19 protein-coding genes are annotated in these 19696 nt (G+C 71.3%); 11 read left to right on the top strand and 8 right to left on the bottom strand.

Translation table 11 applies throughout. The features are described 5' to 3' along the window. Window position 1: 1 nt before the first annotated feature. The gene (locus tag AB0M54_RS32910; RefSeq protein ID WP_364475625.1) at window positions 2-1531 is read right to left on the bottom strand and encodes an amino acid permease; all 1530 of its coding nucleotides are present in this window, start codon (window positions 1529-1531) and stop codon (window positions 2-4) included. A gap of 637 nt (window positions 1532-2168) precedes the next feature. Here AB0M54_RS32910 and AB0M54_RS32905 point away from each other — a divergent pair. The 6 genes from AB0M54_RS32905 (at window position 2169) to AB0M54_RS32880 (ending at window position 7175) form a co-directional block, all read left to right on the top strand. After that, window positions 2169-2540 carry a MerR family transcriptional regulator gene (locus AB0M54_RS32905; protein ID WP_364475623.1) on the top strand — a complete coding sequence of 124 codons (372 nt, stop codon included), beginning with the start codon at window positions 2169-2171 and terminating at the stop codon, window positions 2538-2540. A 10-nt stretch (window positions 2541-2550) separates the two neighbouring features. Beyond that, on the top strand, window positions 2551-3840 hold the full coding sequence (locus AB0M54_RS32900; protein WP_364475621.1) for a sensor histidine kinase: 1290 nt from the start codon (window positions 2551-2553) through the stop codon (window positions 3838-3840). After that, the gene (locus tag AB0M54_RS32895; RefSeq protein WP_364315447.1) at window positions 3837-4493 is read left to right on the top strand and encodes a response regulator transcription factor; all 657 of its coding nucleotides are present in this window, start codon (window positions 3837-3839) and stop codon (window positions 4491-4493) included. Before AB0M54_RS32900 ends, AB0M54_RS32895 begins: the two co-directional genes overlap by 4 nt. A 61-nt stretch (window positions 4494-4554) precedes the next feature. Beyond that, window positions 4555-5451, top strand: coding sequence for an ATP-binding cassette domain-containing protein (locus AB0M54_RS32890; protein ID WP_364315445.1), 897 nt, complete (start codon window positions 4555-4557; stop codon window positions 5449-5451). Further along, on the top strand, window positions 5448-6521 hold the full coding sequence (locus AB0M54_RS32885) for an ABC transporter permease (RefSeq protein ID WP_364315442.1): 1074 nt from the start codon (window positions 5448-5450) through the stop codon (window positions 6519-6521). Before AB0M54_RS32890 ends, AB0M54_RS32885 begins: the two co-directional genes overlap by 4 nt. A 72-nt stretch (window positions 6522-6593) precedes the next feature. Beyond that, complete coding sequence (locus AB0M54_RS32880; RefSeq protein ID WP_364315439.1) at window positions 6594-7175, top strand: SMI1/KNR4 family protein; 582 nt, start codon at window positions 6594-6596, stop codon at window positions 7173-7175. Window positions 7176-7190: 15 nt separating this feature from the next. On the opposite strand, the gene AB0M54_RS32875 is transcribed toward AB0M54_RS32880, so the two are convergent. Continuing rightward, window positions 7191-8156: an LLM class F420-dependent oxidoreductase gene (locus AB0M54_RS32875; RefSeq protein ID WP_364475678.1), complete on the bottom strand. Its 966-nt coding sequence runs from the start codon at window positions 8154-8156 to the stop codon at window positions 7191-7193. A 133-nt stretch (window positions 8157-8289) separates the two neighbouring features. On the opposite strand from AB0M54_RS32875, the gene AB0M54_RS32870 reads away from it, so the two are divergent. The 4 genes from AB0M54_RS32870 (at window position 8290) to AB0M54_RS32855 (ending at window position 12838) form a co-directional block, all read left to right on the top strand. Next, a complete protein-coding gene (locus tag AB0M54_RS32870; RefSeq protein ID WP_364475619.1) occupies window positions 8290-9027 on the top strand; it encodes an ATP-binding cassette domain-containing protein in 738 nt (245 codons plus the stop codon). After that, window positions 9024-11150 (top strand): YhgE/Pip domain-containing protein, encoded by a 2127-nt coding sequence (locus tag AB0M54_RS32865; RefSeq protein ID WP_364475617.1) that lies wholly within the window; start codon window positions 9024-9026, stop codon window positions 11148-11150. Before AB0M54_RS32870 ends, AB0M54_RS32865 begins: the two co-directional genes overlap by 4 nt. A 9-nt stretch (window positions 11151-11159) precedes the next feature. After that, entirely contained in the window at window positions 11160-11750 is a 591-nt protein-coding gene (locus tag AB0M54_RS32860) for a TetR family transcriptional regulator (protein WP_364475615.1), read from the top strand. A gap of 170 nt (window positions 11751-11920) precedes the next feature. Next, entirely contained in the window at window positions 11921-12838 is a 918-nt protein-coding gene (locus AB0M54_RS32855) for an NAD(P)-dependent oxidoreductase (protein WP_364315430.1), read from the top strand. Between the two features lie 77 nt (window positions 12839-12915). Here AB0M54_RS32855 and AB0M54_RS32850 read toward each other — a convergent pair whose 3' ends face one another. The 3 genes from AB0M54_RS32850 to AB0M54_RS32840 form a co-directional block, all read right to left on the bottom strand. After that, entirely contained in the window at window positions 12916-13425 is a 510-nt protein-coding gene (locus AB0M54_RS32850; protein ID WP_364315428.1) for an ArsR family transcriptional regulator, read from the bottom strand. 116 nt (window positions 13426-13541) lie between these two features. Beyond that, complete coding sequence (locus tag AB0M54_RS32845) at window positions 13542-14168, bottom strand: DUF998 domain-containing protein (RefSeq protein WP_364475613.1); 627 nt, start codon at window positions 14166-14168, stop codon at window positions 13542-13544. Window positions 14169-14288: 120 nt separating this feature from the next. Further along, a complete protein-coding gene (locus AB0M54_RS32840) occupies window positions 14289-14891 on the bottom strand; it encodes a PadR family transcriptional regulator (protein WP_364315426.1) in 603 nt (200 codons plus the stop codon). A 124-nt stretch (window positions 14892-15015) separates the two neighbouring features. Between AB0M54_RS32840 and AB0M54_RS32835 the strand changes: the two genes are divergently transcribed. Continuing rightward, window positions 15016-15855, top strand: coding sequence for a GNAT family N-acetyltransferase (locus tag AB0M54_RS32835; protein WP_364315423.1), 840 nt, complete (start codon window positions 15016-15018; stop codon window positions 15853-15855). 146 nt (window positions 15856-16001) lie between these two features. Here the strand turns inward: AB0M54_RS32835 and ispG are convergent, their stop codons facing one another. From ispG to dxr, 3 genes are read right to left on the bottom strand one after another with little or no spacing between them, the layout of a single operon-like run. Beyond that, window positions 16002-17174 carry a flavodoxin-dependent (E)-4-hydroxy-3-methylbut-2-enyl-diphosphate synthase gene (ispG, locus tag AB0M54_RS32830; RefSeq protein WP_364475611.1) on the bottom strand — a complete coding sequence of 391 codons (1173 nt, stop codon included), beginning with the start codon at window positions 17172-17174 and terminating at the stop codon, window positions 16002-16004. 7 nt (window positions 17175-17181) lie between these two features. Beyond that, a complete protein-coding gene (locus tag AB0M54_RS32825; protein WP_364475609.1) occupies window positions 17182-18438 on the bottom strand; it encodes a site-2 protease family protein in 1257 nt (418 codons plus the stop codon). Then, window positions 18438-19646: a 1-deoxy-D-xylulose-5-phosphate reductoisomerase gene (gene dxr, locus AB0M54_RS32820; RefSeq protein WP_364315413.1), complete on the bottom strand. Its 1209-nt coding sequence runs from the start codon at window positions 19644-19646 to the stop codon at window positions 18438-18440. The genes AB0M54_RS32825 and dxr overlap by 1 nt, the downstream gene beginning before the upstream one ends. Between the last annotated feature and the right edge of the window lie 50 nt (window positions 19647-19696).

Here is a 19696-nt window from a genome sequence, read left to right as displayed (position 1 = left end):
TTTACTCGGCGGTCGGCATGGTCTGTTCGCCGTGCGCGGCCTTCTCGATCACGTTCTGCTTGGGGCCGGTGAACCACTTGCGGGCGCTCGCGAACCACCAGATCGTCGCGAAGGCCAGCACCACCGCCACCGCGAAGATCGTGTAGTTGAAGTTGCTCGCGGTGATCGGCCCGGCCACCGGCAGGATGAAGAGGACGCAGATGATTCCTACCCACACGATGGCGATCCAGCCGATCGGCGCGCTCCACTTCCCGAGATTCCAGGGCCCGACCTGGAACTCGGCGCCGAGCATGCGGCGCAGGAACACCGGTCCCACGTAGGCGACGTAGAGGCCGATCACCGCGATCGAGGTGGCCGCCGCGTACGCCGTGGTGTTCACCAGCGACGGCACCACCAGGAGCGTGGACAGGGTCACGCACAGCCAGATCGAGTTCGTCGGCGTGCCGGTGCGCGGGTTGACCTGCTTCCACAGCCGCGAGCCGGGCAGCGCGCCGTCGCGGGCGAACGCGTACGACATCCGGGAGTTCGCCGTGACCGAGGCCATCCCGCAGAACCACTGCGCTACCATGCAGATGAAGAGCAGGAAGGTGCCGAGGTTGTGGCCGGCCGCGTCGATGAAGATCTGCGCGGGCGGCAGGGCGAGCTCGGTGGTCCGCTCCGCGTCGTAGTCCTGGATGGCCCAGGTGATCGCGGTGAGCAGGAAGAAGCCGGCGATCACCGAGACCACCACGGACATCACGATGCCGCGCGGCGCGGCCCGGGCCGCGTCGTGGGTCTCCTCGGCCACGTGGGCCGAGGCGTCGTAGCCGGTGTACGTGTACTGGGCCATCAGCAGACCGACCAGCACCGCGTAGACCGCCGCGCCGCCGAAGGTGAACCCGGTCTCGTTCTTGACCTCGAAGAACACCTCGGAGATCGGCTTGTGCTGGTCGGGCACCACGGCCAGCACGATGACGATGACCGCCACGCCGACCAGGTGCCACCAGGCGCTGACGTCGGACAGCAACCGCACCAGGTTGACGCCGAAGGTGTTCAGCAGCCCGTGCACGATGATGATGACGAGGAAGATCAGGAAGGTCCGGAGCTTGGTGACCTCCATGTCGAAGGTCAGGCTCAGGAAGGCCGACGTGGTGATCGCGGCGCCGAAGTCGATGGCCGCGGTGACCGCGACCTCGCCGAGGAAGTTGAACCAGCCGATGAACCAGGCCCAGGCGGCCTTGTTGCGTTTGGCCAGCGCGGCCGCCCACCAGTAGAGCGCGCCCGCGGTCGGGTAGGCGGAACAGACCTCGGCCATGGCCAGCGCCACGAAGGTGACCATGACGCCGACGAAGAGCCAGCCGAGCGTGATCGCGAGCGGACCGCCGGCGTTCATGGCTATGCCGTACGACGTGATCGCGCCGGCCAGGATGCTGATGATCGAGAAGGAAACCGCGAAGTTCGAGAATCCGGACAGCCGGCGATGCAGTTCCTGCTGGTAGCCGAGCTGGGCGAGGCGTTCTTCGTCGGTGCTGGGGACTTGTTGCGTACTCATGTGTCTCCCTCAGCCAGGGGGTCGACTGTGACGCAAGCCACGGCCGTGCCGTGATGATCTCCCCGTGGTGTTACCAGCGTCAATGCGCCGGGTTAATTGCGTTGCCCGGCCGTTCGGCTGACGGCAGACTCGTTGCCATGTCAGGGCCTCAGATAGACGCGATCCTTACGGATGCGGCCCTGCCGGTGTTCTGACGCCGACTTCCGGCGCGGGCCCTCGGCAGGCCCCACGAACACCTTCCCGCGGCGGCGCGGGAGCGCGGTCACCTCTCTCACGACGGCATCGCCGTTATCGGTCACGCCCGCTCCCGCGCTGCTGGAGAAAATCTACAGCGGAGACACTAGAAATCTGTTTGTGACCGGCCTAACATCAGTGGAGTCGGTAACGCACGAACCGACTCGCAACAGGCAAGACGCTGGAGTTGGAGAAGGAGGACGAGATACCACAGCGAAGTGGAAGCGGAACTCGCCACGTCCCCGACCCGACAAGAGGTGATCGCAGCCGATGCCCTTCACTCCGGCCCACCGCTAGCGGCACGCGTGCGGTGAGACGGCCACAGAACTGAAAATCCAGGGCCCCGGTTACCCGCCGGGGCCCTGGAGTGTGCGGATAACCCCTCGATCCCCCGGAAAGGCGCATGAGCAGCAGCTTCGACGACGCGGACTACCCCGCGTACACCATGGGCCGCGCGGCCGAGATGATCGGGGTGACCCCCGCCTTCCTGCGCAGCCTCGGTGCGGCCGGGCTGATCGAGCCCGAACGCTCGGACGGCGGCCACCGCCGCTACTCCCGGCACCAGCTGACGCTGGCCGCACGCGTACGGCAACTGCTCGACGAGGGCGTACAGCTCACGCCGGCCTGCCGGATCGTCACGCTCGAGGACCGGCTCGCCGCCGCTCACCGGCAGATCGTCGACCTCGGCGGCATTCTCACCCCCGACGACGACGCCGACGTCCCCACCCACACCCACCAGCCGCAGACCCCCCACGAGTACGACCAGGCCGGGTAGTTTCCAGCGCATGCCCGACGAATGGCAGCGCCCCGGACCCACCCCGCGGCAACGCCGCATCGATCTGTGGATCGCGCTGGGCGTCACGGCCGGCGCGGTGCTCAACGTGGCCATGGCGCGCAGCGCGGGCATGTTCATCTGGCACTTCCAGCCCGGCGCGCCCGAGCACTACGCCTGGGCGGTGGCCATCTCGGTGCCGCTGGTCTGGCGACGGGCCCACCCCACGGCCGTGTTCATCGTGGTGTCCCTGCTCTTCCTGGCCGGCCAGATCCGCGGCGCCCAGGAGACCCAGTTCGCCGGTGGCGTCCTGTTCGCGTCGATGTACGCGCTCGGCGCCTGGGGCCGCGATCGCCAGGTCGCCCGCTGGACCCGGATCATCGTGATCACCGGGATGCTCGGCTGGGTCCTGGTCTCCTGGCTGCTCTCGCTGGACATGCTCGACCGGGTGACCGACGGCCGCGGCCCGTTCACCCCGACCTTCGCCACGCTGGTCAACCTGCTCCTGGTCAACGTCGGGATCTTCGCCGGGGCGTACCTCGCCGGCGAGGGCACCTGGCTGGCCGCCCGCCGCCAGCACCAGCTCGAGGAGCAGGCCGAGCAGCTGCGGACCGCCCAGGAGAAGGCCGAGGAGCGGGCCGTCCTCGGCGAGCGGGTGCGCATCGCGCGGGAACTGCACGACGTGGTCGCCCACCACGTGTCGGTGATGGGCATCCAGGCGTCGGCCGCCCGCAAGGCGCTGGACAAGGATGCCGGCAAGACCCGGGCCGCGCTGACCGCGGTGGAAGAGAGCGCCCGCACCGCCGTGGCCGAGTTGCGGCGGATGCTCGGCGCGCTGCGCGCGGGCGACACCGCGCCGGAGGAGACGCCGTTCACCGCCGCCGGGCTGGACCGGGTCGAGGAACTTCTGGTCCGGGTACGCGAGGCGGGGCTCACCGCGGAGCTGACCACGTACGGTGAGCCGGTGCCGCTGCCCGACTCGGTGACGCAGGCGGCCTACCGGATCGTCCAGGAGGCGCTGACCAACGTGCTCAAACACGCGCACGCGTCCACGGTGGACGTACGCATCCGCTATCTGTCCCGGGAACTGGAGGTCGACGTGGCCGACGACGGCCGGGGGTCCGCGGTGCCGGCGACCGGCGGCATGGGCCTGATCGGCATGCGCGAACGGGTGGCCGTGCACGACGGGTCGATCGAGGCCGGGCCGCGGGCCGACGGGGGCTACCGGGTTCGCGTACGCCTGCCTCTGGAACTGCCCTCGATCCCCGCGCAGCGTTCCGCCGAGCCGGCGGCCCACGCGTGATCCGGGTCCTGCTCGCGGACGACCACCAGATGGTCCGCACCGGCTTCCGGGTGATCCTCGACCTCGAGGACGACATCGAGGTGATCGGCGAGGCCTCGGACGGCGCGCAGGCGATCGACCTGGCCGGCTCGCTGCGGCCGGACGTGGTGCTGATGGACGTCGAGATGCCCGGCACCGACGGGCTGGCCGCGACCCGCCGGATCACCACGCGGGACGGGCCGCGGGTGCTGATCCTGACCACCTTCGACCGGGACGAGTACCTGTTCGAGGCGCTGCAGGCCGGGGCGTCCGGGTTCCTGCTGAAGAACGGCACGCCCGAGGCGCTGACCGAGGCGGTCCGGGTGGTGGCCCGCGGCGACGCCCTGCTCGCGCCCGAGATCACCCGGCGGGTCATCGCCGAGTTCGCCCGGCCGTCCGGTCCCGCGCCCGGCCGCCGGCTGACCGACCTGACCCCGCGCGAGCACGAGGTGCTGGTGCACCTGGCCGGCGGCGCGACCAACGCCGAGATCGCGGCCGCCCTGCACCTCGGCGAGACCACGGTGAAGACCCACGTCAGCCGGGTGCTGATGAAGCTCGGCGCCCGCGACCGGACCCAGGCGGTCGTCTTCGCCTACGAACTGGGGGTGGTCCATCCGGGTCCTCCGCGCGGATGACCCCGGCCGTCGTCCTGCCGCCGGACGCGCCGCCCACCCCTCTTCACTAGCGTTGACCAGCATGACCGATGTTCTGACCGTCGACGCCGTGAGCCGTAGCTTCGGCGATCGACAGGTGCTCAAGGACGTCACTTTCGGGGTGACCGCGGGCCGGCTGACCGGTTTCGTGGGCGCCAACGGGGCCGGCAAGACCACCACGATGCGGATCATCCTGGGCGTGCTCGCCGCCGACCAGGGCGCCGTCTCCTGGCGCGGCGCGCCGCTGGACCGGCCCACCCGGCAGCGGTTCGGCTACATGCCGGAGGAACGCGGCCTCTACCCGAAGATGACCGTCACCGACCAGATCGTCTACCTCGGACAGTTGCACGGCCTGAGCCGCGAGGACGCCCGCCGGCGCACGGCCGCCCTGCTGGAGCGCCTCCAGCTCACCGACCGTGGCGGCGACCAGGTGGAGAAGCTGTCGCTGGGCAACCAGCAGCGGGTGCAGATCGCCGCCGCGCTGGTGCACGACCCCGAGGTGCTGGTGCTCGACGAGCCGTTCAGCGGGCTGGATCCGATCGCCGTCGAGACCGTCGTCGGCGTGCTCCGCGAGCGGGCCGGCGCGGGCGCTCCGGTGCTGTTCTCCAGCCATCAGCTGGAACTGGTCGAACGCCTCTGCGACGACCTGGTGATCATCGCCGACGGGGTGATCCGGGCCGCCGGCAGCCGGGCCGAGCTGCGTTCGTCGTACGCCCTCCCCCGCTTCGCCATCGAGGTGGCCGCCGACGCCGGCTGGCTGCGCGACCAGCCCGGCGTGACGCTGGTCAGCCTGGACGGCCCGAGCGCCGTGTTCGACCTGGACGGCGCCCATGACGACCAGGAGGTGCTTCGGGCCGCCGTGGCCCGCGGCCCGGTCCGCAGCTTCGGTCCGGTGCGGCCGTCGCTGGCCGAGATCTTCCGAGAGGTGGTGACCTCGTGACCACGTTCGAGGCGGCGCGCCTGGTGGCCGCGCGCGAGATCAAGGTCAAACTGCGCGACAAGACCTTCCTCTTCAGTACGGTCTTCTTCCTGCTGATCGCGATCGGCTCGGTGACCCTGCCGATCCTGCTGGACGACGACCCGCAGAACGTGGCCGTCTCGACCAGCGCCACGGCGTCGTCCGAGGCGCTGAGCCGGGCCGGTCTGACCGTGCTGCCGGCGTCGTCGGACGCCGAGGCGACCCGGATGGTGCGGGACGGCGACGCCGACGCGGCCGTGGTCGGCGGCCCGAAGGTGATCGCCCTGGACGAGGCGCCCAGCCCGGTGGTGAAGGCGCTGAGCGAGGCGCCGCCGGTCGAGCTGCTGGAGCCGAGCGACCGCGACCCGGCGGTGGAGTTCCTGGTCCCGTTCGTCCTGGCCTTCATCTTCTTCACCACGTCGCTGACCTTCGGCCTGCAGATCGCGCAGAGCGTCACCGAGGAGAAGGCCACCCGCATCGTCGAGATCCTGGTCGCCAGCATCCCGGCGCGGGCCATGCTGGCCGGCAAGGTGGCCGCGATGAGCCTGCTCGCGTTCGGTCAGATCGCCCTGATCACCCTGGTCGCCTTCGCCGGCATGCAGCTCGCCGGGGTGGACACGACCATCGTGTCGCTGATCGCGCCGGCGATCGGCTGGTTCCTGCCGTTCTTCATCGTGGGCTTCATCATGCTGGCCACCCTGTGGGCCGGCGCCGGCGCCCTGGCCGCCCGTCAGGAGGATCTGGCCGGCGTCTCGGCACCGCTGCAGATGATCGTGATGATCCCGTTCTTCCTGACCATCTTCCTGTCCGACAACGCCCTGGCGATGAAGGTGCTGTCCTACATCCCGTTGAGCGCCCCGCTGGCCATGCCGGTCCGGGCCTTCACCGGCGACCTGGCGGCCTGGGAACCCTTCGTCTCCCTGGCCCTTCTGGCGCTCACCGCGCTGGCCACGCTCGGCATCGGCGCCCGGCTCTACGAGGGCTCCCTGCTGCGCACGAACGGCCGCACCTCGTTCGCCACCGCGTGGCGCAGCCGCTCCCTGATCAACTGACCGCCGCCCCGGCGACGGCCGGTTGCGGTCACGCCCCTCGGCGGGCGTGACCGCTGCTGGTTGACTGGGGTGATGGACGAACTGCCGGAGCGGCTCGCGCGGGTGGCCGCCAAGCTGCGTGACGCGGCCGCCCAGCCCGGTGAGCCGGTGATGTTCGGGGCGAGCAGTCACGGTTTCCGGCTGGGCCCGCCGCTGAGCGACGACGCGGTCGCCGAGTTCGAGCGGGGCCACGGCGGCGTCGAGCTACCGGCCGACTATCGCGCCTTCATCACGACCATCGGTCACGGCGGCCCGGGACCATATGGTGGCGCCGGGCCCTACTACGGGCTGCACCCCCTCGACGACTGGTTCCACGGCTACCTCAACCTGTCCGATGCCTTCCTGCTGGCCCGGCCCTTCCCGGTCGAACCGGGCCACGTGCCCGACGACTGGGACGTGGACGACATCTATCAGGAACCCTTCCGCGGCACGCTCGCCCTGAGCGACGAAGGATGCGGCTTCATGTCGCTGCTCGTGGTCAGCGGGCCGGCCCGCGGCCGCGTCGTCGGCAACAACGACGAGACCGGGCCGACCTTCACCGGCGACCCGGACTTCCTGTCCTGGTACGAGCGCTGGCTGGACGCGGTCCTGGCCGGGCGCGAGCACTTCCGCTGAGACCGGTCGTCGAGGTCAGGCCCCAAGGGCGGTGACCAGGGCGAGCTTGGCGGCGGTGTCACCGGACTCCCACTCGGGCGTCGCGATCAGGGCCTGCACCGGCACGCGGATGCCGTGGTCGGCGTAGGCCTGGATCTTGTCCCGGCACTCGGCCGGCGACCCGTGCACGATCAGGTCGTCGACCACCTGGTCCGGGATCGCCGCCAGCGCGCCCTTGCGGTCCCCGGCCCGCCACGCCGTCCACATGCCCGCCAGGGCCGGCCCGCGCCCGAGCCACTTCTGGAACTCGGCGTACGCCGGCACGTTCAGATAGGACGTGATCATGCGCCGCCCCACGTTGCGCGCATAGGCGCGGTCGGCCGTCGGGCAGACGAAGATCCGCGCCACCACGTCGAAGTCGGCCGCGGCGGCGCCCTTGGTCTCGGCCAGCGCGGTCGGCACGTCGGTGGCCGCCAGCCAGTTCATGATCACGCCGTCCGCCTCGGCCGCGGCCAGCCGGAGCATGCCCGGGCGCAGCGCCGCCAGCAACACCTGCGGCGGGGTCGCCGGTGGACGCTCGAGCCGGAATCGGCGTACCGCGAAGGTCTCGAACTCGCGGTCGACCATCTCCCCGGCCAGCGCCGGACGCAGGAAGCCCAGCATGTCGCGGCTCCGGGCGACCGGCTTGGTGAAGGGTACGGAGTTCCAGTCGCCGACCACGATCGGCGACGACGCGCCGATGCCGAGCTGGAAGCGCCCCGGCGCGGTCTCGGCGAGCGCGGCCGCGGTCATCGCCAGCAGCCCCGGCCCCCGGGTGAAGACCGGCGCGATCGCCGTGCCCAGCCGCAGCGTCGGCGCCCAGGCCGCGGCCAGCGTGAGCGGCGTGAACGCGTCGGAGCCGGCCACCTCGGACGTCCACGCGTCGGTGAACCCGGCGTCGACCAGGGCCTTGAACACCTCGGCGTGCTCGGACAGCGGGATCCCGCCGAGCGGAACGGTCATACCCCAGCGCTTGGCCATGGCGCTGATCCTAGGCGTGGCCCTTCGCCGGAGCTGTGAAGTTCTTCACTGGGAGCCCGGGCCGCGATGCGGGTAGGTTTTTGTACTGACCAGTCAGTGCAATTAGGAGCCCGTCATGTCAGTGCTCGTCGCCGAGGGTGCCGGCGTCCGCCATCACCGCCGCTGGGTCGTCCGCGGCCTCGACGCGGTGGTCGAGCCGGGCGACCTGGTCGCGCTCACCGGCCCGCCCGGCAGCGGCCGCACCACCGCGCTCCTCGCCCTGGCCGGTCGCTTCAGGCTCACCGAAGGCAAGATCCACACCCCGCCGGGTACGCCTCCGTCAGCCCGCGAAACCCCCGCCACCGACGAGACCGAGCCGATCGACAAGGCCGAGCCGATCGACGAGGCCGCGCCGCCTCCGCCACCGACGCGGCGCGGCGTGTCTCTCGGTCACGTCGCCGGGGTCACCGATCCCGAGCCGACCGCGACCGTCGCCGAGCACGTCCGCGAGCGCCTCGCCCTGCTGGGCCGGCCCCGGCGCAGGGGTGTCGCCTATAGGTGCGCAGAGCCGCTCTGCGCACCTATAGGCAACACCGACCTTGAAGCCGTCCCGCTTCTCGGCCTCCCACCCGGGCTCCGCGGTCGCGAGCTCAGCCCGTACCAGAAACAGCTCCTGGGTCTGGTTCTTGCCCTGGTCGAGAACCCGGCGGTCGTCGCGCTCGACGACTGGGACCTCGGCCTCGACGACGCCGAGCGGGCCGACCTGCTGCAGACCCTCACCGACCTCACCGCCGAAGGCCTCGCCGTGATCATCACCGCCCGCACCCATCCGCACGCCGCCACCCGCGTGATCGAGCTCGGAATCCCGGCATGAGCGCGCTCACCCTGGCCGGCCTGGAGCTGCGACGCTTCTTCCGCGGCCGGCTCACCGCCGCCGCCATCGTCGTGCTCGCCGTGATCCCGCTGCTCTACGGGGCGCTGTACCTCTACGCGTTCTGGGACCCGTACGGCCGGCTCAACCACATCCCGGCCGCCCTGGTCGTCGAGGACCGTCCCGCGACGGCGACCGACGGCACGAGCGTGCACGCGGGCCGGGACCTCGCCGCCGAACTCGAGCGGCGGCAGATCTTCGACTGGCACGTGACCGACGAGCGCGGCGCCGAGCGGGGCCTGAACGACGGCGAGTACCACATCGCTCTGCGCATTCCGGCCGACTTCTCGGCCGACCTGGTCACCGGCCCCGACCAGGACGCCGAGCCCACCGCCGCGCAGCTGCACGTGGTGACCGACGACGCGACCAACTACCTGTCCGGCGTCTTCTCCCGCACCGCGTTCAGCGAGGTGCGCGCGGCCGCGGCCGCCTCGGCGTCGGCCGGCTACTTCGACCGGATGCTGGTCGGCTTCACCGACCTCAAGCAGCAGACCGAGCAGGCCGCCGACGGCGCCGGGCAGCTGCGCGACGGCGCCCACGACGCGTCGGCCGGCGCCGACCGGCTGGCCGACGGTCTGGGCACCGCGGCCGACGGCGCCGGGCAGCTCGACCGCGGGCTCGGCACGGCGCGGAAGGGCGCGAGCGACCTGGCCGCGGGCTTGGACCAGCTCAAGGCCGGCACCCGGCAACTCGCTGACGGCACCGCACGGGCCGCGAACGGCGGGCAGCAGCTGAAGACCGCGGTCGACGACGCCGCCGACCGCATCGGGCCGGTGCTGCGGGACAACACCGCCCTGATCCAGACGGCCGCCCGGCAGGTCGCCGCCGGCGCCGACGCGCTGGCCGACAACCTCGGCGCCCTCGACGCCGGGCTGCGGAAGGCCGAGGACGACGCCGAGACGCTGAGCGACTACCTGGACGGCCTGCCCGACACGACCGAGGGCATCGACGACGCCCGGGCGACCGCACGCCAGCTCGTGGCCACCGCGAAGGAGCTCCGGTCGCAGAACGCCGACCTGGCCCAGCTCCAGAAGCGGTTGCGGGCCCTGGCCGCCACCGCCGACCGGGTGGCCGCGGCGGCGCCGCATCTGGCCGACGACGTGGCGGCCGCGCGGACCCGGGTGGACGCCCTGGCCGACGGCCTGTCCGACCTCGCCGCCGGCGCCGACCGGGTCGATGCCGGCGCGACCAGTGCCGCCGTCGGCGCACACCGGCTCAGCGGCGGCATCTACCGCCTGGCCACCGGCGCCCGGCAGCTCGACGACGGCCTGACCACGCTCGACCAGGGCGGTCGCAAGCTCGCCGCCGGGCTGGGCGACCTGGAGGGTGGCGCCGCACGGCTGGCCACCGGCCTGACCGACGGCGCCAAGCAGATTCCCGGCTACGACGACGCCGCCGAACGCTCGGAGGTGCTCGGCGACCCGGTCGCGCTCGATCGCGTCACCCGTCATCCGGCGGCCACCTACGGCGTCGGCTTCGCACCGTACTTCCTGGCCCTGGCCCTCTGGGTCGGCGCGATGATCACCTTCATGGTGCTGAAGCCGCTGAACCGCCGGCACGTCGCCTCGCGCGCGCCCACCCCGCGCATCGTGCTGGCCGGCCTCCTGCCCGCCGTGGCGATCGGCTTCGCGCAGGCCACCCTCCTGTTCGGGGTGGTCTGCCTGGGGCTGGGCCTGAACCCGGTGCACCCGTGGGCGATGTGGGGGCTGCTGATGCTGGCCGCCGCCGTGTTCGCCGCGATCACGCAGCTGCTCGGCGCCGCGCTCGGCCCGGCCGGCCGGATCGTCGCCCTGGTCCTGCTGATGCTCCAGCTCACGTCCTCCGGCGGCACCTATCCGGTGCAGACCACGCCGTGGTTCTTCCAGGCGGTCCACCCGCTGCTGCCGATGACGTACGCGGTGAGCGCGCTGCGCCACGCCATCGACGGCGGCGCGGCCGGTACCGTGATGACCGGCGCGCTGGCGTTGCTGGGCTACGGCGCGGGCGCCCTGATCCTGACCGTGCTGGTGGCCCACCGCGGCCGGCGGCTGACCCCGTCCGCGCTGCATCCTTCGCTGGTGATCTGAGGGGACGACGTGACGGTCGACGGGCGCACTAAACGGCGTACCGACACCCGGCAGAAGCTCTTCGAGGCGGCCGTGGAGCTGATCGCCGAGCAGGGCTTCTCGGCCACCACGGTCGACGACATCGCGCTGCGGGCCAAGGTCGCCAAGGGCACCGTCTACTACAACTTCGCCTCCAAGACCGCCCTCTTCGAGGAACTCCTCCGGCACGGGATCGGCCTGCTGACCGACGAGTTCCGCGCGGCCGTGGCCGGCAAGCCCGCCCGCGAGGCGGTGGCGGCGCTGGTGCACGCCCAGCTCGACTACATCCGCCGCTACCGGGCCTTCGCCCAGCTGCTGCTCTCCGAGATGTGGCGCACCAACCGCGAGTGGCAGCAGACCCTGATCCTGCTCCGCGAACAGGCGATCGGCGTGATCGCCGAGACCGTCCAGGCCGGCGTCGACTCCGGCGACCTGCCCGCCGACCTCGACGTCCGGGTAGCGTCCTCGGCCCTGTTCGGCGTGGGCCTGGTCGTGGCCGTCGACTGGCTGGTCTTCTCCCCCGAGCGCCCGATCGACGACGTCGAGGCGTCCTTGCTGGCCATCGTCCGCCGCGTCGGCTGACCGACCTGTGGACAGCCACCCAAACCTGTCGTACCCATGCCCTACTTTCCACCCACCCAGTTCCGGGGCGGGGGCGGCGGCGGAAGGCCAAGATCAACTCTTTTTTCCGCATCCGCGATCGCTGGATTGGCTCGCGACCTCCGCCGGCCACGACGCATATCGTCTCGGCCATGATCGTTGGATTTCTGGGGCTCGGCGTGATGGGCGTGCCGATGGCTCTCAACCTGGCCCGCGCCGGCACTCCCCTGGTCGTGTGGAGCCGCCGCCCGCCGGCCGACGACGAGTTGGCCGCCCTGATGGCGCCCTCGGCCGCCGAGGTGATCGCCCGCGCCGACGTCGTCCTGCTCATGCTGGCCAACGGCGAGGCCATCGATGCCGTGCTCGGCCGCGGCACCGACGACTTCGCCGCGCTGAAGGGCCGCATCGTGGTCCACATGGGCACGACCGCGCCGGAATACTCGGCCGGCCTCGGCGAGGACGTGATCGCCGCCGGTGGCCGCTACGTCGAGGCGCCGGTCTCCGGCTCACGCAAACCGGCCGAGGCGGGGCAACTGGTCGCGATGCTCGCCGGGGCGCCGGACGACGTGGCGGTGGTGCGGCCCCTGATCGCGCCGATGGTCCGTGAGGCCGTGGAATGCGGCCCGGTCCCGCAGGGTCTGCTGATGAAGCTGGCGGTCAACCTCTACCTGATCAACCTGGTGACCGGGCTGGCCGAGGCGTACCACTTCGCCGAGCGCGGCGGCCTCGACCTGGAGCGGCTGACCGCGGTGCTGAACGCCGGCCAGATGGCCAGCGACATCTCCCGGATCAAGACGGTGAAGCTGCGCGACCGGGAGTTCGGGGTGCAGGCCGCGATCCGGGACGTGCACTACAACAGCGAGCTGGTGGCCGACGCCGCCCGTCGCGCCGGGATCGCGTCACCGCTGCTCGACGCGTGTGAGCAGCTGTTCGGTGAGGCGGTGGCGCTGGGCCACGGCCCGGACGACATGGCCGCGGTCGTCACGGCGCTGGAAGCGCGTACCCATCAGATCTCTCACACCAGGAAGGCGAGCACGGCCACGCAGATCGCGGCGGACAGCCCCGACTGAAGCCGGCGCCATTGCGGCTTGCCGCGGCCCACCGTCGGCAGCGAGCACCAGCGCACGATCACCGCGGTCGACCCGCCTCACCGCTTGGCTCCCATGACCAGCGCCAGCAGCGGGATCACCCGCTCGCCCGGGACCTCGTAGACCCCACGCGCCGACGCACGCAGCCACCCGGCGCTGACCAGTTGCCGCAGGTGGTGGTAGATCTGCCCGGTCGTGCCCAGCCCTTCCTGCTCGGCCAGGTCGGCCGGGTTGCGGACCCCCTGGAGCACCCGCTTGAGCAGCATCAGCCGCACCGGATGGCCCAGAGCGGCGAGCGTGGTGGCCGGGCCGGACCAGTCGTCCTCCAGCAGGCCCTGCACGGGCAGGCCCATCTGCCACTCGTAGTGTTCGGTCGGCGACAGCTCGACGATGCCGGTGTAGAGCACCGCCCCGCCCTCGAGGTCTCCGATCTGCGCCCGGAGGCCCTCCAGCGCCCAGAAGGTCTGCTCGTGCCGGTTGGGCGCGACGATCTCTTCCGGCCGTGCGGTCAGGGCGGCGACCCGCTCCTCCAGCGCCGCGACACGTTCTTCCAGGCTCCGCTCTTCCATAACTCCATAATTACGGACCTACGGAGAAGCAGCAAGGTGGAGCCCGCGAGTTGATCATCTCGTCCCGCCGGGTGACGTGGCGATCCTGGCGCTCAGAAGAAGCCACCCACCTGACGCTACGGAGAGGGGTCGAGCCAACGCCGCAGCCCCGTCCCGATCAGCCAGGCCACCGCGACCACCAGAAGCAGCCGCTCCAGAACGGCCCCCAGCGGCACCCGCCCCGCGAACACCATGGTGAGCCCGAGCGCCCCGCCGACCGGAACCACGACTCCCGCCGCCAAGCCGGACAACCGATCGTCGGCGGTCCACCACCTGACCGCCATCGCCCCCGCCAGCACCGCCATCCCGAGGATCGCGGCTCCGGCATGCACCACGTCGCCGAACGTGCTCACCTCGTACGGCGGCAGCGGGCACCCCGCCGTACACGGAACCGCCCCGGAAATCCCCGCCAGCACCGCCGCCACCAGCAGAAGGCGCGCCCGCAGACTCAGCCCGAGACAGCCGACGCCGATTGCGAGCACCACCAGCCCCGTCCGATACACCCCGGCGAACGGCAGGCCGGTGACTCCCGCCTCGCTCACGTACCCCTGCTCCCAGGGTCCGGGCGCCGCGATCAGCCCGGCCAACATCGCCAGGGCGCCACCGAAAACCGCGGCCGCCGCGACCGCGGCGAGCCGCCGACGGCCAACCGATCGAAATTCTTGGATCGTCAGCGCCCCCCACCTCCTCCCCCACCCCGTCACTGGGTGGGGCAACAACGTAGCCGCCGAAATCGCCGAACCGACGGTTATCCACAGGCGGCAAGCGTCACAAAGAGGAGCGGCCCGCACCGAAGCTCGGTGCGGGCCGCTCGAAGGTGCCGGTCACTCGCTGTCGGCGAGAATCGCGTACAGCCGGCGCTTGGTGTCCCCCAACACCTCCAGCGCCTTCTGCCGCTGCTCCGGCGTTCCGTTGAAGCCGATCTGGCGCAGCGCGTCGAAGATGCCCGCGGCCGCGTCACGGAAGTCGTGCACCTGGGACATGCTGTCCTCGCTGAACTGCGCCCACGGCGGGTTCTGCGCGGCGGTCTCGGCCTCGGGCCGGCCGTCGGAGGTGAGCCGGTAGCTCTTGCGGCTGCCGGCCGCCTCGGCCTCGATCAGGCCCTCGTCCTCCAACATCTGGAGGGTGGGGTAGACCGAGCCGGGGCTGGGGCGCCAGATGCCGCCGGTGCGACTCTCCAGCTCCTGGATGATCTCGTAGCCGTGCATGGGCCGCTCGAGGAGCAGCGCCAGGACGGCGGGCCGGACGTTGGGCCGGCTACCTCGACCGCCACGCCGGCCGCCGCGGCCTTCGGGCCCGCCGCCCCAGCCGCCCCAGCCGGGGCCGCCGTGGCCACCAGGACCACCGGGACCGAACGGGAAGCCGGGAGGGAAGCCGAACCCACGCATGCGGGCCTCGTGCAGATGACGGAATGCTTCGTGCCTCATGATGTTTCACCAATCTGTCGTCGATAGTTAGACGATATATCGGCGAACGATCGGCTGCAACCCCTTCTTGGCGGAGTGGGGTACGTCGCGCGTGAGCTAGGCGTCATCTGGCAATCTGGTAGCTGTGCTGACGGTGCCGATGCGCCAGCTCGGGGAGTCCGAGCGGGCGACGGTCGAGCGGATCCTCGACCGAGACCCCTACGCCGGCGCCCAGATCGCCGAGCGTGTGGCTGCTCATGGGCTCAGCTGGTGGCGATCCGACGGCCGCGTCTACGGCTACGGCCCCAGCCACGGCGTGGAGTCGCTGATCTGGTCGGGCGCCCATCTGGTGCCGGTGTGCGCGACCCCGGCCGCCGTGACCGCCTTCGCCGAGCTGCTGGCCGGCGAGCCACGCATCTGTTCGTCGATCATCGGCCGCGCCGACGCGGTGCTCGACCTCTGGGACCGGCTCGCGGCGCACTGGGGCCCGGCCCGCGACGTGCGCCCCGACCAGCCCCTGCTCGTGACCGATCAAGACCCCGAGATCAAGCCCGATCCGGGGGTACGCCTGGTCCGCCACGACGAGGTCGATCTGCTGTTCCCGGCCGCCGTCGCGATGTACACCGAGGAGGTCGGCGTCTCCCCGCTCCAGGACGACGGCGGCCGCGGCTACCGTCGCCGCATCGCCGAGCTGGTCCGCGGCAAGCGCGCCTACGCCCGCTTCCACGAGGGGCGGGTGATCTTCAAGGCCGAGCTGGCCATCACCACCCGGCACACCGCCCAGGTCCAGGGCGTCTGGGTCGACCCGGAGTTCCGCGGCCGAGGCCTGGCCGCCCCGGCGATGGCAGCGGTCACCCTCGACGCGCTACATCGCGTGGCCCCGACGGTCAGCCTCTACGTGAACGACTACAACACCGCCGCCCGCCGGGCCTACGTCCGCTGCGGCTTCCGGCCGGCGGGCACCTTCGCCACCGTGCTGTTCTGAGCGCCCGGCTGTTCTGAGCGCCCAGCTGTTCTGAGCGCCCGCCACCGTTTGCCCGGCGCCGCGCCGGGAACCCGCACACGATCTGGTTCTGGACCAGCCCGTCGACGGCGTCTGGGCCGGCGACCACTTCGGCGTGACGGCCCGGCTCAGTGCACCGTGACGGTCGGCCCCGGGAGCAGTTCGCGCATCTCGTCGGGCAGGTCGGCGCCCATCTGGTCGGCGAGCCGCAGCGCCTCTTCGACCAGCGTCTCGACGATGATCGACTCGGGCACGGTCTTGATGACCTGGCCCTTGACGAAGATCTGGCCCTTGCCGTTGCCGGAGGCCACGCCCAGGTCGGCCTCGCGCGCCTCGCCCGGCCCGTTCACCACGCAGCCCATGACGGCCACCCGCAGCGGCACCGGGAAGCCCTCGAGCGCCGCGGTGACCTGCTCGGCCAGCGTGTAGACGTCGACCTGGGCCCGGCCGCACGACGGGCAGGAGACGATCTCCAGCCCGCGCTCGCGCAGCCCCAGCGACTCGAGGATCTGGTTGCCGACCTTGATCTCCTCGACCGGCGGCGCCGACAGCGACACCCGGATCGTGTCGCCGATGCCCTCGGCCAGCAACGCGCCGAACGCCACCGCGCTCTTGATCGTGCCCTGGAAGGCCGGCCCGGCCTCGGTCACGCCGAGGTGCAGCGGGTAGTCGCACTGCTCGGCCAGCAGACGGTAGGCCCGGATCATCACCACCGGGTCGTTGTGCTTGACCGAGATCTTGATGTCGCGGAAGCCGTGCTCCTCGAACAGTGAGCATTCCCACAGCGCCGACTCGACCATCGCCTCGGCGGTGGCCTTGCCGTACTTCTCCAGCAGCCGCTTGTCGAGGCTGCCGGCGTTGACGCCGATCCGGATCGGGATGCCGGCGTCGCCCGCCCGCTTCGCGATCTCCTTGACCTGGTCGTCGAACTTGCGGATGTTGCCCGGGTTGACCCGGACCGCCGCGCACCCGGCGTCGATCGCCGCGAACACGTACTTGGGCTGGAAGTGGATGTCGGCGATGACCGGAATCTGCGACTTCGTGGCGATCGCGGGCAGCGCCTCGACGTCGTCCTGTGACGGCACCGCGACCCGGACGATCTGGCAGCCGGACGCCGTGAGCTCGGCGATCTGTTGCAGCGTGGCGTTCACGTCGGCGGTGAGGGTTGTGGTCATCGACTGGACACTGACCGGGGCGCCACCACCCACGGGAACCGAGCCGACCATGAGCTGGCGGCTCTTGCGGCGGGGGGCGAGCGGCGGCGGCGGAACGGCCGGCATGCCGAGACTTACTGCGGTCACTGTCACATCACCTGGAGAAGATCGAGATCGGATTGACGACGTCCGCCGTGATGGTGAGCAGGGTGAACGCCCCACCGATCAGGATGACGGCGTAGGTCAACGGCATCAACTTGAAGTAGTCGACACGCCCTGGATCGGGTCGCTTGAGCCTGGCGTAGAGCCACGAGCGGACGCGTTCGTACCACGCGATCGCGATGTGTCCGCCGTCGAGCGGCAACAGCGGCAGCAGGTTGAAGATGCCGATGAAGACGTTCAGCGAGATGAAAATCATCAAGAACACCTGGGGCAGGCCGGCGGCGATCGCCTCGCCACCGAGGCGGCTGGCGCCGACCACGCTGATCGGGGTGTCGGGGTCGCGGGTGTCGCCGGTGATCGAGTTCCACAGGGCCGGGACCTTCTCGGGGATCCGCTTCATCGCCTCGAAGGTGCCCTTGAGGATGGTCACGGTGTATTCGCCGGTGGCCCCGAAGGCGTCGATCGGGCCGTAGGTCATCAGGCCGGGCTCGGTGGTGGTCCAGCTGATGCCGGCCACGGCCACCTGGGTGACGGTCCCGCTCGGGTCGTCCAGCGGCGGGCGCTGGGCCGCGACCAGGTCGACCGAGGCGGTGCCGGGCTGGCCGGCGCGGCTGTAGGCGAACTCGGCGGGCCCGGCCGGCAGCGCCCGGATGGTGTCGGTGAGCTGGCCGTAGTTGTCGATCGGCTTGCCGTTGATCGCGGTGATGATGTCGTCGGTCTTGAGCCCGGCGGCGGCCGCGGGGCCCTTCAGGTCGCCGTTGGTGCCCACCGCGCAGGGCGTCTCGCGGAGGCTGATCTGCACGCAGTCGCCGACCTGGATCTGGGCCGGCGCGGCCCGCTGCTCGGCCGCGTCGGTCGGCAGGGCGGGGTTGGGCAGGCCGACGAAGACCGCCGCGAACCACATCGCCACGAGCGCCAGCAGGAAGTGGGTGATCGAGCCGGACGCCATCACGATCGTCCGCTTCCAGACCGGGAACCGCCACATGACCCGCGGCTGGTCGGCCGGGTCGACGTCGTCGTCCTGCGGCGTCATCCCGACGATCTTGCAGAAGCCACCGAGCGGGATCCACTTCAGGCCGTACTCGGTCTCACCGCGCTTGAAGGAGAACACCGTCGGGCCGAAGCCGACGAAGTACTTGCTGACCTTCATGCCGAACCGCTTGGCAGTGATCATGTGGCCCGCCTCGTGCAGGCTCACCGAGATCAGGATGGCCAGCGCGAACGCCACCACACCCACCCAATACAGCATCAGGCTCCTTCTGCCGCAGTCGCGATCATCCGCTGCGCCTGGGTCCGCGCCCAGGACTCCGCGGCCAGCACGTCATCGACGGTACCCGGATCAGCAAAACCGGGCGCCGCCGAGAGCACCCGTTCGAGGGTGTCGACGATGCCCAGAAAAGGTAGCCGACCGGACACGAACGCGGCCACACACTCTTCGTTGGCCGCGTTGTAGACAGCGGGCAACAGATGCCCCGCCTCACCCGCCTGTTTCGCCAGCCGTACGGCCGGAAAGGCCTGGTCGTCGAGCGGCCGCAGCTCCCAGTTGTGAGCCTCACGCCAATCGACCCCGGCCGCCGCACCGGGCACCCGATCGGGCCACGCCAGCGCCAGCGCGATCGGCAGCCGCATGTCGGGCGGGCTGGCCTGGGCCAGCGTGGAGCCGTCGGCGAACTCGACCAGCGAGTGCAGCACCGACTGGGGGTGCACCATCACCTCGATGTCGGCGTACGGCACGTCGAACAGCTCGTGGGCCTCGATCACCTCGAGTCCCTTGTTCACCATGGTGGCCGAGTTGATCGTGACGACCGGGCCCATGTCCCAGGTCGGGTGCTTGAGCGCGTCTTCCGGTGTGACATGCGTCAACTCGTCGCGCGATCGGCCGCGGAAGGCGCCCCCGCTCGCGGTCAGCACCAGCCGGCGCACCTCGTCCCGGCGACCGCCGCGCAGACACTGGGCCAGCGCCGAGTGTTCGGAGTCGACCGGCACGATCTGCCCGGGCGCCGCCGCGGCCCGGACCAGCGGCCCGCCGGCGACCAGCGACTCCTTGTTGGCCAGCGCCAGCGTGCGGCCGGCCCGCAGCGCGGCCAGCGTGGGCGCGAGACCGAGGCTGCCCACGACGCCGTTGAGCACCACGTCACAGGGCCACTCGGCCAGCTCGGCCATCGCGGTCGGCCCGGCCACGATCTTGGGCAGCTGGAAGTCGCCGCTGGACCACCCGCGCTTCTGCGCCTCGGCGTAGAAGGCGAGCTGAAGATCCTGGACGCAGGACGACCGGGCCACCCCGACCACCTCGACGGCCAGCTCGAGGGCCTGCTCGGCCAGCAACGCGACGTTGCCGCCGCCGGCGCCCAGCGCGACCACCCGGAACCTCTCGGGGTTGCGCCGGACGATGTCGATGGCCTGGGTCCCGATCGAACCGGTCGACCCGAGCAGTACTAACTCCCGCATGACGACCATCCTCCCGGACGCGGGCCGAAGTCCGAATTTGCCTGTGGACAACTGGGTAT

This window comes from Actinoplanes sp. NPDC051470 (assembly GCF_040682035.1).
Taxonomy (GTDB): domain Bacteria; phylum Actinomycetota; class Actinomycetes; order Mycobacteriales; family Micromonosporaceae; genus Actinoplanes.
This window is presented reverse-complemented; position numbering and strand designations above follow the sequence as displayed.